This window comes from Cupriavidus sp. GW822-FHT03E04, from assembly GCF_058801495.1.
On sequence record NZ_JBXANI010000018.1, the window covers coordinates 152,844 to 166,760 of the forward strand.

Sequence of the window (13,917 nt, forward strand, 5' to 3'; positions counted from 1 at the left end):
TCAACATGACGCGTTCACACGTAAAAAAACGCCATCTTACAGGGATGGCGTTTTTTTATCGTGGCTGGGCCGAGGATGCGGCCCGCCCCGCCGGCTACACGCCCCAGAACTTCCATCCCGGACGCGTCGCCCGCAGGCCGGTTTCCATGCGGGCATAGAGTGAGCGCGTCTTGCCCTGCGCGGCGCCGCTCGCGCGCGCCTTGTCGAAGTAGCCCAGCGCGGTCTCGCGCTGCTCCAGGCCCAGCGCGGCCTCGACGGCGCCGAGGTAGGCCTCGCCGTCCCAGCCGTTGCGCGCGGCAAATGCCGCCTCGAAGTCCGTCAGCGCTTGCGCGTATTGCTTCTCGCCGTTGCGGATCAGCGCGCGCTGCAGGCGCGGGAAAGCCTGGTCCGCAGGATCGTCCGAGGTCAGCGCGATGGCTTGCTCGAACAGCGGCAACGCGCGCTCCGGCGCGCCCAGGCCGCGCCAGATCATGCCGAACTGGTTGCACAGCCACGCGTCCTCGATCAGCAGCGCGCGGCGCTGCAGGGCCTCGATCTCGGCCTGCGCGTCGGTGCGGTCGTGCTGGTCCATGCTGTCCATGGCATTGCGCAGCAGCCCCGCGAAGTGCGCGCGGGCGTGCGCCAGCGCGTGCGCGGTCTGGCTGCGTTCCTCCACCGGCAAGGCGTCGGCGCGCGCATCCATGTGCGCCAGCGCGTCACGGGCCGCCGACGTCACTTCCGTGCCACCGATGGCCTTCCAGGTGCTCACCAACCGGCTGAAGATCCAGCCCACGTTGGCGGGATCGCGCTCCAGCGGATAGCGGTTGAGCACGTCGCCCGCGACTTCCACGGCTTTGCCGTGCTGGCCGGCTGCCTCCAGGCATTCGAGCAGGTCGATCCAGTGCTCGATGAATTCGCTGACCGCGATGCCCTTCTCGTGCAGCGCGATGCGCTCCGCGCGGTTGCCGTCGCCTTCCAGCCGGGTCGCCAGGTTGTGGCACAGCAACGAGTAGATATGGGGATCGGCGTCGTCGTAGCCGCCCTCGCCGGTGGCGAAGTAGGCTTCGAAGCGCGCCAGGCCCAGGCGATAGGCCTTGATCAGGTGCGGCATCAGCGCCGCCTCGGCGGCCGGCACCGCGTCCATGAACTCAGCCAGCGCCACGCCCGCGTTGTAGTAACCGGTCGCATCCGTCGCGCCCTCGACAAAGGCAAAGCGCAGCCAAGGCTCGGCCTCGCCGGACTGGTGGCGCCATTCGAGCTCGCGCACCTGCGCCTTGGGGTCCGGCGCCTTGCGCTGGTAGGTGGCGAAATCGTCCCAGGCACCATCGAGCTCGCCCGCGCGGTAGCGCAGCGGCGCGCGGATGCGGCGGGCGTGCGGGTGGTCCGGCTGGCTGGCCAGCACGATGGCGGCCTGCTCGGCGGCCAGGGCATCGCCCGCAGCCTCGTCGAGCTCCAGCAGGTCGGGGTTGTCCAGGCCGATCCGCGCCAGGCATAGGCGCAGCATCGGCTCAGCCTTGTCGCCGGCGGCATTCACGTGGGCCAGCGCCTGGCCCAGGATGTCTTCGGCGCCAAGATCCGGCGCGCGATAAAGCAGGTCATACCAGTAAGCGCCGGCCGCGGCGAAATTGCCCAGCCGGTAATGCACCAGCCCCGCATGCAGGCGGGCGCTCCACTCGCCGGAAGACAAGCCGTTGCGCAGCGCGGCCTCTTCCAGCCAGGGCAGCGCCTCCTGCAAGCGCTCCATCCCCATCAGCAGCATGCCGTAGCGATGCGCGATCACGCCGCGCGAGGACCAGCGGTGCGCCGGGTGCAGCGGCAGCCCGGGCAGCTTGGCCAGCGCCGCATCGAGCACGGCAAAGGCGGCCTGCGCGTCGCCGCGGTCAAAATGCAGGCGTGCCCGCAGGCAGTCGAAATCCACCACTTGAGGCTGCGCCTGCGAAAGCTGGTCGAGAATGACCAGCGCTTCATCGTAGCGCTCTGCGTTGGCTAGCTCGATGGCGTGGTCGTAGCTGACTTCCTGCACGGACACGGACTGCTCCTTCGGGGTGGATGTGCGAGTGCGGGATTATGCGCCATCGTGGCCCCCTCCTGCTCGTGAGAAAAAGGGGCGATTCCCATCCCAGCCGCAACGCTGGACAACGGCTTTGCCCCAATGTATGCAGAAACGGCAACGCCACCTTCCGGCCAGCCGCCAGAACGAGGATATCTGTCGGGTTTTCGTTGTCGCGGACCAGGTAGACCAGCCGGCACCCGACCTCACGCCGCCTGGAAGCCGCACCTGCACCAAGCAGAAATTTCCTGCCCCAATTTCAGAAAGTGCCGATTGAGGTAACCCGGGCAACTCAACTACTTTGTACGCATGGCACCGATCCCGCCGCACCGGCCAAGTTCGCGAAAATGCCCGTCAGCCTATCTGGGGAGGTTTCAATGCGTATATTCGGATATCCGAAAACTCTGCTGCTCGCACTGTTGCCGAGCCTGATTATGGCCGCGACGGCCCAGGCACAATGGAAGCGCCCCCCGGCCATGCCGGCGAAGATCGGCTGGGACCCTGCAGATGCCGCGGACGTTGTGGGGAGAAACTTGGATATATGGGGCCTTGGAGGCGTAGGACATGTCGGCATCTGGAGTGGCAGCCATGTCATCGAAGCGCTCAACGTCGCCGGAAATGCCATCAAGACGAATAGTCTGGCCGACTTCAAATCGAGAACGCGATATTGGGGAGCTGCTTCCGTTGCCGGCCTGGACAAGCTTCCGCAACAACGCTTGTGTAGCGATGCAGCATGCTCTTATCTGGTCAACCTTAGTATGAAGCACGCCATCGTCCACAACGCCAGGCTCATTGGACTGGTTGGCGCCGACTACACGGTAACGGATGGCTATGTTTCTGCGCGGCCGGCATGCCGGCCTCCGATGTGCGCCAGCTATCGTCCGCCGATTCGTGGGCTATATCGTTGCGACAAATTTGTTGTCGATGCCTATGTGCCGCTCAGCAGTGGAAACCCAACTCTGTGGACTAGCCTGTTCAAGTCTACGACCCCAGAGAATCTCTTCACTATGCTCAGCGAGAGAGGCGTTGAGCTAAAGAAGAAGTAGGAAATGCAGAAAAATATATTAATACGACTCACCGTGGGCGGACTTGCCGTCATTGTGGTGTTAGTCGGAATACGCGCGTTGTCCGCTGAAGACTCGTCCGAACAACCCAACACTCAGACCTTGACGGAACGGCAATCGGTGCTGGGTGCACCTGCCACGCCCCCACGGCAAATGGCTGTCGCGAAGCCGGTGTCGAATCAGGCCGCCCTTGGCGAGAGGGCCGATCTTGAAAGCCTTCAGCGCTATACGCAACGCATTGTCTCGGATGCAAGCCTCACACCCGAGCAAAAATTCGACTGGCTTTGGCGTGACTTCGAGGCCACTCGCCTTAGCCCGACAAGTGCCCAGTACTTGTTGGATACGATCAGATTGTTGCCACTTCCGCCCAGTGCCAGAACGGCGTTGCGGATTGAAGCCAGTCTGTATGGGACCGTCCACGCCGAGCAGGTCAAACGCGCTCTGGTCAACTTGATGGCATCGCAATATGAAACCGACCTGGCCTTGTCTGCCGCCGAGCAATCTCGCCTCGGGGCTAATCCTCAGGTCGCAGCCATGCTCGCAAAGGCGGCCCGCTCATCTGACACTGAAATTGCACATCAGGCGGTCATGCAATATGCGCGACTAGGCTTGTTCCCCGATAGCATCCCCATCTTGAACGCCGCTCTGTCAGGCGGCACCATAAGCCGAGCCGAGTACGCGAAGGAACTGGGTTTCCTCCTGCCCTTGATCCAGGAACCCAAGGCTCAGCGTCAGGCACTGCAGGCCATTGGGCATGCAGGTGTACCCAGTGGGCTCCTGGCTGAGGAGCTTGCCGCTATGGTCCTGTTGCCGCATGCGCTTTCGTCGCTCCACCTGGAGACCCTGCGCCCGCTCCAGGAACTCCTCACGCAAGGCCAGCCGACTTTCGCCAACGACACCGGCTCGATTGATTTTCTCGATTTAGCTCGCTACAACGACTGGCTGTCCGCCACCGCCGCGATCGAAGCAAGGCTTTCAGGCGGAGGGGCGGCGGATCACATTGCCACGCTTGTCATGCGAGAGGATGCAGATCCGCGTGGACTTATCGCGATTGTCGCTTCCCCTTCGGCGGAACAGGTGATCCGTATCCTGGCACAGCGCGGACAGATGGAGGCTGCTCAACAACGGCTCGCCGGCCTGGCACAGGGTGTGCCCAATGACATCACCGCACTCCGCGTGATCGAAGAGGCTCGAAACCGCATCGCACAAGGACGACCGTGACTTGGCGCCAGGCCGCCCACGTCTTGCCGCCTGACGGCGCATGGCGAATTCGCCTGCCGCAAAACAAAAAACGCCATCCCACTGGGATGGCGTCAGATGCAGGACGCTAATGGTGCCTTGGCGGGCGCAATAGCTTACTTGCCGCCAACCGTCTCCAGCACGGTCCACTTGCCGCCAACCACCTTGTAGACGGTGATGCCGCCGTCCTTCAGGTCGCCGCGCGCGTCGTAGGCCAGGGTCTTGGTGGTCACGCCTTGCATGTTGGTGGCCGCCAGCACCGGCAGGTAGCGCGCCGGATCGGCCGAACCCGCCTTGATCATGGCGGTCATCAAGGCGGTGGCGCCGTCATAGGCGTACGGCGAGTAGGTCTGCACCTTGCTGCCGAAGCGCTTCTCGTACTTCTTCTCGTAGGTGGTGCCACCGGGCATCTGCTCCAGCGGCAGGCCGGCCAGCGAGACGACCGTGCCCTCGGCGGCAGGACCGGCCAGCTTGAGGAAGTTGTCGGTCTTCGACATTTCGCCCGACACCACCGGCGACTTCATGCCGAGTTCCTTGACCTGCTTGGCCATCGGCGCGGATTGCGTCTCTGCGCCGCCAAAGAAGATCACGTCCGGGTTGCTGCGCTTGATGTTGGTCAGCACAGCCTTGAAGTCCACCGCCTTGTCGTTGGTGAACTCGCGGCGCACGATCTTGCCCCCGGCGGCCTTGGCGGCTTTCTCGAACTCGTCGGCCAGGCCTTGGCCGTAGGCCGTGCGGTCGTCGACGATGGCGATGTTCTTGGCGCCCAGCTTCTTCACCACGAAGGCACCGATCACCGAGCCCTGCTGGGTGTCGGAAGTCATCATGCGGAAGGTGGTCTTGAAGCCCTGGCGGGTGTACTCAGGTGCCGTTGCCATGGCGATCTGGGGAATGCCCGCGCGGTTGTAGACCATCGACGCGGGGATGCTGGTGCCCGAGTTGAAGTGGCCCAGCATGCCCTGGATGCCGTTGTCGACCAGCTTTTGCGCGACCACCGAGCCGGTCTTGGGGTCGGCCGCGTCGTCTTCAGAGAGCAGTACGAACTTGACGTCCTTGCCGCCAATCTTGGGCTTGGTCGCGTTCATTTCCTCGATGGCGAGGACAACGCCGTTCTGCATGTCCTTGCCGTATTGCGCCTGGCCGCCGGTCATCGGCGCGGCAAAGCCCAGCTTGATTTCCTGCGCCTGGGCGAAGGCGGCCGAGGTGGCGCACAGGCCAGCAACGGACAGGGCGACGGTGAGGGCCGTCTTGTGGAAAGTCGAGTTCATCTGTTCTCCTTGGTAGCTATTCTCTATAGCCTTTGCTGCGTTTTTGGACGCGTCCGGGTGTGGCGCGAAACGCTCCCCGATTTTCAAATACGCGAGGTTTGCGGGATCACCGCTGCCTCGCGTCGCTTCGATCGACGCCCGGCGGTTAGCCGATCGTCATCAAACTCGCATTGCCGCCCGCTGCCGCCGTATTGACGGACAGCGAACGCTCGATCAACAAACGCTCGATGGCGATATTCGGTTCACCATGTGCCAGGCCTTGCACCGAAATGATCGGGCCGGGGCGCGTGGCCAGCTGTTCGCACACAGCGCGCAACTGGTCCGAGTCGCCATGGTGAAGAACCGCGTCGAAGCTGGTATCGCTGGCCGACCAGTCGGCCACCAGGCTGACGCGCGATTGTACTGCCTTGGGCAGGCGCGCAAACAGGGCCCGGGCCATGGGGCTTTCAACCCACACGGCCTGGCTGCCGGCCGCCAGCACGGCCGCCAACTGCACGGCCAGGTCGGTCTCCTGCTGGGCCAGGCACAGCACGGCGGCGCGCGGCAGCAGCGTGTAGGTGTTGCGCTCGCCGGTGGGACCGGGCAGCGTGACCGACAGGCCGGCCGCCGAGGCCGCGGCAAAGCGCTCGCACGCCGCCGCCAGCCCGGGCAGCGCCGCGCTCTCGCGCTGCGCCCATTCCTTGAGCGTACCCAGTGCCTCGGTCAGCGTGCGGCGCACCGGGCCGGTCTCGTCGGCGCCGCCGAGGGTGTCGGATGCGCGCACCACGCGGGCCACGGCGTCCTGCGGGCAGACTGACAACAGGCGGTGCAGGTACAGCGGGCCGCCCGCCTTGGGGCCGGTGCCGGACAGGCCTTCGCCGCCGAAGGGCTGCACGCCCACCACCGCGCCCACGATATTGCGGTTGACGTAGAGGTTGCCCACTTCCGCGCGCTCGACGATGTGCTCGATGGTTTCGTCGATACGGGTGTGAATGCCCATGGTCAAGCCGTAGCCGGTGCCGTTGATCTGCGCAAGCAGCGTGTCGAGGCCGGCTCGCGGGTAGCGCACCACGTGCAGCACGGGGCCAAAGACTTCGCGCTGCAACTCTTCGATGCTGTCGAGCTCGATCAGCGTTGGCGACACAAACGTGCCATTGCGGCAGGCCGCGCTGGCCGCGCCGTTCGGGTCGGCCTGGTGGACGCGGCGGCCCTTGGCGCGCATGGCGTCGATATGGCGCACGATGTTGCCGCGCGCCTCTTCGTCGATGACCGGGCCGACATCGGTGGACAAACGGTCCGGGTTGCCCATGGTGAGCTCATCCATGGCGCCCTTGAGCATTTCCAGCACGCGGTCGGCCACTTCTTCCTGCAGGCACAGCACGCGCAGCGCGGAGCAGCGCTGGCCGGCCGAGTCGAAGGCGGAGTTGACCACATCGCCAACCACCTGCTCGGCCAGCGCGGAGGAGTCCACGATCATCGCGTTCTGGCCGCCGGTCTCGGCGATCAGCGGCACCGGGCGGCCAGCCGCGTCCAGCCGGCCGGCCACGCTGCGTTGCAGCAGGCGCGCCACTTCGGTGGAGCCGGTGAACATCACGCCCTTGACGCGAGCGTCGCCTACCAACGCGGCGCCCACGGTTTCGCCGCGGCCCGGCAACAACTGCACGGCGCCAGCCGGCACGCCAGCCTCGCGCAGCAAGCGCACGGCCTGGGCGGCAATCAGCGGGGTCTGCTCGGCGGGCTTGGCCAGCACGGTGTTGCCGGCAGCCAGCGCGGCCGCGACCTGGCCGGTGAAGATGGCCAGCGGGAAATTCCACGGGCTGATGCAGACCACCGGCCCGAGCGGGCGGTGGGTGTCGCTGGAGAAGGTCTCACGCACTTGCGCGGCGTAATAGCGCAGAAAGTCCACGGCCTCGCGCACTTCGGCGATGGCATTGGAGAAGGTCTTGCCGGCCTCGCGCACGATGATGCCCATCAGGGACTGCATCTGCGCTTCCATCAGTTCGGCGGCGCGCTCCAGCGCGGCGGCGCGCACATCGGCCGGGGTCGCCTGCCAGATCGGCGCGGCGTTCACTGCGGCCTGCAGCGCGGCTTCCACCTCGGCCATGCTGGCTTCGGTGACATGGCCGACCACGTCGCGCAAGTCGGACGGGTTGCGCACAGGTGCCGGCTGATTGGCGTCCTCGCCAGCGGCGGTTTCCGTGCCCAGCAGCGGCACGGCGCTGACCGCCTCGCTCGTGCCGGCCAGTAGCGCGGACGACAGCGAGGCCAGGCGATGCTCGTTGGAGAGGTCGATGCCGGCAGAATTGGCGCGCGACTCGCCATACAGCGTGCGTGGCTGCGGAATGCGCGGATGCGGCAGGCCAAGCGCGCCCTCATCGGCGTGCATCTGCTCGACCACGGCCACCGGGTCGGCCACCAGTTCGTCCAGCGAGATGGTGTCGTCGGCGATGCGGTTGACGAAGGACGTGTTGGCGCCGTTTTCCAGCAGGCGGCGCACCAGGTAGGCCAGCAGCGTCTCATGCGTGCCGACCGGCGCGTAGATCCGGCACGGGCGGTTGAACTTGCCGTCAGCCAGCGGGCCGACCACCTGGTCGTACAGCGGCTCGCCCATGCCGTGCAGGCACTGGAACTCGTACTGGCCGGGGTAGTAGTTGTGGCCGGCGATCTGGTAGATGGCCGCCAGCGTGTGGGCGTTATGGGTAGCGAACTGCGGGTAGATCACGTCCGGCACCGACAGCAGCTTGCGCGCGCAGGCCACGTATGACACGTCGGTATAGACCTTGCGCGTGTAGACCGGATAGCCCTCCAGCCCGTCCACCTGGGCGCGCTTGATCTCGCTGTCCCAGTACGCGCCCTTGACCAGGCGGATCATCAGGCGGTGGCGGCTGCGGCGGGCCAGGTCGATCAGGTAGTCGATCACGAACGGGCAGCGCTTCTGGTAGCCCTGCACCACGAAGCCGATGCCGTTCCAGCCGGCCAGCTCGGGCTCGAAGCACAGGCGCTCCAGCAGGTCGAGCGAGATTTCCAGGCGGTCGGCTTCCTCGGCGTCGATATTGATGCCGATGTCGTACTGGCGGGCCAGCAAGGTCAGCGACTTGAGGCGGCCGTACAGCTCGCTGATGACGCGCTCATGCTGCGCGCGGCTATAGCGCGGATGCAGTGCCGAGAGCTTGATCGAGATGCCGGGGCCTTCATAGATGCCGCGCCCGCGCGAAGCCTGCCCGATGGCGTTGATGGCCTGCTCGTAGGAGGCCAGGTAGCGTTGCGCGTCGGCCTCGGTCATGGCCGCTTCGCCCAGCATGTCGTAGGAGTAGCGGAAACCCTCGGCCTCGTACTTGCGCGCGTTGGCCAGCGCCTCGGAAATGGTCTCGCCGGTGACGAACTGCTCGCCCATCAGGCGCATCGCCATGTCCACGCCCTTGCGGATCAGCGGCTCGCCGCCCTTGCCGATGATGCGGGTCAGCGCCTTCGACAGGCCGGCTTCGGTATGCGTGGCCACCAGCTTGCCCGTGAACAACAGGCCCCAGGTGGCGGCATTGACGAACACCGACGGGCTCTGTCCCAGGTGCGACTGCCAGTTGGCGCCGCTGATCTTGTCGCGGATCAGCGCGTCGCGGGTAGCCTTGTCGGGAATGCGCAGCAGCGCCTCGGCCAGGCACATCAGCGCCACGCCTTCCTGCGAGGACAACGAGAACTCCTGGATCAGGCCCTGCACCAGCCCTTCACGGCCGGTGCCGACCTTGCGCTCGCGCAACCGCGTGGCCAGGGTCCGGGCCATGGCGAGAGCGGCTTCGGCCTGCTGATGTGGCAGGCGAGCCTGCTCAAGCAGCACCGGCACGCACTCGGACTCCGGGCGGCGATAGCCGGCGGTGATGGCCGCGCGCAGCACCGATTGCGGCTGCACGCTCTGCGCAAACTCGAGGAAAGGCTGTATCGCGCCATCACCAGTCGCGCCGTCAAAAGTGTCGGCACCGTCCGCCGCACCCTCGCTCCCCGTACCGGTGGCGCTGGTCTCATGCGGGATGTTGCCCCGTTCGACCTGCTCCAGATACGTGAAGATTGCCTGCTTGATCAGCCAGTGCGGTGTGCGGTCTATCGACTGCGCAACGCGCTTGAGGCGCTCGCGGGAGGCGTCGTCGAGTTTGACGCCGAGGGTGGTGGTGGCCATGCGCTTGATTCTCCGTAAGACGCGGACACCGGCTCCCTGACTGCGGGGAAACCGGCAGATTGGCGCGATCATACTCCCGGGCAAACCAAAGGTGCAACTAGGTACAACCACTCAGATACATCAGGAAAAGTGGTTGCACCGCAGCTTGTGCTGGGCTGCCCCTGGCGCAACCGGACCCCACTCAGGTATCCACTCAGATACGCAAAGGATCGATCTCCAACTGCCAGCGCACACCCTTGGCATCGCCCAGCGCCTCGCCAAAAGTTTGCACCCACTCGCTGATAAATCTTTGCAGTGCAATGCGCGAGGTACTTTCCACCAGCATTTGCGCGCGCTCCCGGTTAGCCACCCGCACCATCGACATCGGCACCGGGTCATGGAGTTGCACCTCCGGCGCCATCCGGCACGCATCAGCCCGATTCCGCGCACTCTGGAGGAAGGCCAGCGCACGCTCCAGTTCGGCATGGTCGGCCGTGACAAGCACCTGGTAGGCAAACGGGGGCAACCCGGCCTGGCGACGCTCGCGCAACTGGGTAGCCGCGAATCCATCATAGTCATGGCGTACCAATGCCTGCAATGCCGATGCATCGGGATAGCGGGTCTGGATCAGCACCTCGCCCGCCAGCCCTGCCCGCCCGGCCCGTCCGGCCACCTGCATCAGGGAGGCAAACAAATGCTCGGCCGCGCGGAAATCGTGGCTGAACATGGCGGCGTCCGGATGGACGATGCCGACCAGGGTCACGCGCTGGAAGTCGTGCCCCTTGGCCACCATCTGCGTGCCGACCAGGATGTCGACCTCGCCCGCGTGAACCTCATCGAACATGGCCTGCGCGCTGCCCTTGCGGCGCGTGGAGTCGGCATCGATGCGGGCGATGCGCGCTTGCGGGAAGCGTGCCGCCAAGGCCTCCTCGATACGCTGGGTGCCTCGGCCAAGTGGTGCAATATCCACATTTCCACAATCCGGACAATGGTGTGGTACCGGGGATTCCAGCCCGCAATGGTGGCAGCGCAGGCGGCGCTCCGGCCGGTGCAGCACCATATAGGCCGAGCAGCGCGGGCATCCGGAGAGCCAGCCGCAGCTATCGCAGGCCAGCACCGGGGCGTAGCCGCGCCGGTTCAGGAACAGCAGGCTCTGCTCGCCACGCTGCAGGCGGGCCTCGATGGCGTTGAGCAACGGCACCGACAGCCCTTCGTAGAGGGCACGCTGGCGCTGGCGTTCCTGGTTGATGTCGATCAGCCGCACCGTGGGCAGCGTGGCATCGGTCTGGGCCCGCTCACGCAGCACCAGCTTGCGGTAGGTGCCCTGCTCCGCACGCCACCAGGACTCCATGGACGGCGTGGCGGAGCCTAGCACCACGGCCGCGCCGAGCTGCTTGGCCCGCCATACGGCCAGGTCGCGCGCGGAGTAGCGCAGGCCTTCCTGTTGCTTGTAGGACGTGTCGTGTTCCTCGTCGACCACGATCAGCGCCAGGTGTGGCAACGAGGCCAGCACCGCCAGCCGCGTGCCCAGCACGATGCGGGCCTCGCCGCGGTGCGCGGCCAGCCATTGCAGCGTGCGCTCCTGGTCGGCCAGGCCGCTATGCAGCACCGCCAGCGGCAGATGGGGAAAGCGCGAGGCAATGCGGCCCTGCAGCTGCGGCGTGAGGTTGATTTCAGGCACCAGCATCAGCACCTGCGCCTGCGCATCGCGCGCCAGCACGTCGGCCATGGCGTGCAGGTAGACTTCGGTCTTGCCGCTGCCGGTGACGCCGTGGAGCAGGAACGGCGCGAATCCCTTGGCCTGCCCGATCGCTTCCACGGCCACACGCTGCTCTTCATGCAGCGGCGGCGCGGTGGACGGCTCGGCAGCCGAGGGCGCGCCCAGCAAGGGCTGGTCGGCCCGCTCGGAGATCACCCAGCCGGCCTCGGCCCACTGCGCCAGGCGCGAGGGCGCCGCGCTGCATAGCACGCGCGCCTCGGCGGCGGATACCGCTCGCCCTTCCCCGGCGGCTGCAACCAGTGCCTGAGCCAGCGCCAGCACGGTGCGGGCGCGCGGCGGCACCGCCGCCAACAGCGCCTCGCCCTGCCCCGGGGCCACGCGGTAGTGTTCGCTGCGGGCACGCAGTGCCAGCCGCGCCCAGCCGTCGGCCTCGCGCAGGGCCGGAGGCAGCGCGGGCAGCATGACTTCGCCCAGGCAGCGGTGGTAATAGCGTGCGGCAAAGCCAGCCAGCGCAATCCAGTGGGCGCCAAGCGGCGGCAGCCAGTCCAGGCGCTGTGCGACAGAACGCAGCTTGTCCGCGGGTACATCGGAGTGCGCGCAACGCGATACGGCCACGCCGACCAGCGTACGGCGGCCGAACGGCACCGTGACCAGTTCGCCGGGCTGGACTTCCGGGCCGGCAAGGTAATCGAAGACATCGTCAGCCGGCGTATCGAGCGCCACCCGCACAACGGCAAGCGGTGCGCCGCCGGTGGGCTCCGCGGCCGGCCCGGTTTGCTCGGGGATCACCGGTGACGTCACACCGCGCCTCCGGGGCCGATCGTCCAGCGCAGCGGTGGGTACGGTCCAGATTGGGGCGAGCAAGCCCAATGCATGTGCAGGCCGAGGCTGAGCCGCTTTCCAGACAAATTCAGTGTGCGGTGCAACATCAACTTAAAGTAACGCTTCAAATGTGCCCCTAAGTCGATGATAGATGGCTGGTTTTCCCGGCCCCGGGCAGCGCCTGTGGATAACTTTGTTGAAAACTCGCCCGGAGTTCCCGGCAAGCCCCGTAAAACAAGGCTCCCACGGGCATTCCAGCCTGTGCGTGGCCAGATGCAATGCCTTGTAAATCAAGGACTTGGCGACATCCCTCAGATGAGTTAGGGACTAACCCGCTCTTGCACTGCGGAAAACCCATTGATGTGCATAAGTCAAGCCTTGACAAGCGAGAACCGGCACCGAAAGGGCGAAATATTGCAAAATAGTTTACTTGACAGCGCTTCGGGCAAGCCTCCCCCGGCACCCGCCCATCCGGGTGCGGCGCGCGAAGCCAGCTCGCTGCGCCGCACAGGCGGTACCCCCGGGTGGGAGGGAAGACGTGCACCAGCTGTCACCTTGCCGCGGTGCGCAGCTGCCGGCTGTAGCGATGCACCTCGTCCACCAGCACCGTCACATTCTCGGGCGGGGTGAACTGGGAGATGCCGTGGCCAAGGTTGAAGACGTGTCCGTCGCTGCCGCCGCCGGCGGCATAGCTGTCGAGCACGCCACGCACCTGCTCGCGAATCGCGGCTTCCGGCGCAAACAGCACATTGGGGTCGATATTGCCCTGCAGTGCCACCTTGCCGCCGGTGCGGCGGCGCGCCTGCGCCAAGTTGACCGTCCAGTCCAGACCGAGCGCATCGGCACCGATCTCGGTGAGCGCCTCCAGCCACAATCCGCCGCCCTTGGTAAACACGATGGCCGGCACCTGCTCGCCATTGTGCTCGCGCTTCAGTCCGGCCAGCACCTTGCGCATATAGGCCAGGGAGAACGTCTGGTACATGCCGTCGGCCAGCGTGCCGCCCCAGGTGTCGAACAGCATCACGGCTTGCGCACCTGCCTCGATCTGCGCATTCAGGTAGGCCGACACAGCTTGCGCGTTGATCTCCAGGATACGGTGCATCAGGTCGGGGCGGCTGTACATCATGGCCTTGACCGTGCGGAAATCGGAGGAGCCGGCACCCTCGACCATGTAGCAGGCCAGCGTCCAGGGGCTGCCCGAGAAGCCGATCAGCGGCACGCGCTGGCGGCCGTCCTGCACCAGCGCCCGGCGGATCTCGCTGACCGCGTCGAACACGTAGGACAGCGAGGCCATATCGGGCACCGCCAGCTTCTTGACGTCGCCTTCGGTGCGCAACGGGTGGGCAAAGCGCGGACCCTCGCCCTGGGCAAACGACAGCCCGAGGCCCATGGCATCGGGCACGGTCAGGATGTCGGAGAAGAGGATGGCCGCATCGAGCGGATAGCGTTCGAGGGGCTGCAGGGTAACCTCGGTCGCGTAGGCCGGGTTCTTGGCCAGGCCCAGGAAGCTGCCGGCGCGAGCGCGCGTAGCATTGTATTCGGGCAGGTAGCGCCCCGCCTGACGCATCAGCCACAGCGGGGTGTACTCGGTCGGTTGCCGGCGCAGCGCGCGCAGGAAGGTATCGTTCTGCAATGCGGTCATGGTCATC

At 66.1% G+C, this 13,917-nt stretch carries 7 protein-coding genes; 2 read left to right on the top strand and 5 right to left on the bottom strand.

Features of this window, described 5'->3' with window-relative positions:
* Positions 1 to 94: 94 nt before the first annotated feature.
* Positions 95 to 2,008 carry a tetratricopeptide repeat protein gene (locus AC1RQC_RS25685; RefSeq protein WP_492373531.1) on the bottom strand — a complete coding sequence of 638 codons (1,914 nt, stop codon included), beginning with the start codon at positions 2,006 to 2,008 and terminating at the stop codon, positions 95 to 97.
* A 398-nt stretch (positions 2,009 to 2,406) separates the two neighbouring features.
* Here AC1RQC_RS25685 and AC1RQC_RS25690 point away from each other — a divergent pair, with 398 nt between their 5' ends.
* Together AC1RQC_RS25690 and AC1RQC_RS25695 are read left to right on the top strand one after the other, a co-directional pair.
* Entirely contained in the window at positions 2,407 to 3,075 is a 669-nt protein-coding gene (locus tag AC1RQC_RS25690; protein WP_492373532.1) for a hypothetical protein, read from the top strand.
* Positions 3,076 to 3,078: 3 nt separating this feature from the next.
* Positions 3,079 to 4,314, top strand: coding sequence for a hypothetical protein (locus AC1RQC_RS25695; protein ID WP_492811422.1), 1,236 nt, complete (start codon positions 3,079 to 3,081; stop codon positions 4,312 to 4,314).
* A 134-nt stretch (positions 4,315 to 4,448) separates the two neighbouring features.
* Here AC1RQC_RS25695 and AC1RQC_RS25700 read toward each other — a convergent pair whose 3' ends face one another.
* From AC1RQC_RS25700 to hemE, 4 genes are all read right to left on the bottom strand, one after another.
* A complete protein-coding gene (locus tag AC1RQC_RS25700) occupies positions 4,449 to 5,600 on the bottom strand; it encodes a branched-chain amino acid ABC transporter substrate-binding protein (RefSeq protein ID WP_492373534.1) in 1,152 nt (383 codons plus the stop codon).
* A 145-nt stretch (positions 5,601 to 5,745) separates the two neighbouring features.
* Entirely contained in the window at positions 5,746 to 9,747 is a 4,002-nt protein-coding gene (gene putA / locus AC1RQC_RS25705; RefSeq protein ID WP_492373535.1) for a trifunctional transcriptional regulator/proline dehydrogenase/L-glutamate gamma-semialdehyde dehydrogenase, read from the bottom strand.
* 193 nt (positions 9,748 to 9,940) lie between these two features.
* On the bottom strand, positions 9,941 to 12,235 hold the full coding sequence (locus AC1RQC_RS25710; RefSeq protein ID WP_492885050.1) for a primosomal protein N': 2,295 nt from the start codon (positions 12,233 to 12,235) through the stop codon (positions 9,941 to 9,943).
* A gap of 583 nt (positions 12,236 to 12,818) precedes the next feature.
* Positions 12,819 to 13,916 carry a uroporphyrinogen decarboxylase gene (gene hemE / locus AC1RQC_RS25715; RefSeq protein WP_492375606.1) on the bottom strand — a complete coding sequence of 366 codons (1,098 nt, stop codon included), beginning with the start codon at positions 13,914 to 13,916 and terminating at the stop codon, positions 12,819 to 12,821.
* Position 13,917: the final 1 nt, after the last annotated feature.

Excerpts from the sequence above, each read along its gene's own strand:
- AC1RQC_RS25700 (WP_492373534.1), bottom strand. The coding sequence starts at position 5,600 with ATGAACTCGACTTTCCACAAGACGGCCCTCACCGTCGCCCTGTCCGTT.
- AC1RQC_RS25695 (WP_492811422.1), top strand. The coding sequence starts at position 3,079 with ATGCAGAAAAATATATTAATACGACTCACCGTGGGCGGACTTGCCGTC.
- AC1RQC_RS25690 (WP_492373532.1), top strand. The coding sequence starts at position 2,407 with ATGCGTATATTCGGATATCCGAAAACTCTGCTGCTCGCACTGTTGCCG.
- putA (WP_492373535.1), bottom strand. The coding sequence starts at position 9,747 with ATGGCCACCACCACCCTCGGCGTCAAACTCGACGACGCCTCCCGCGAG.
- hemE (WP_492375606.1), bottom strand. The coding sequence starts at position 13,916 with ATGACCATGACCGCATTGCAGAACGATACCTTCCTGCGCGCGCTGCGC.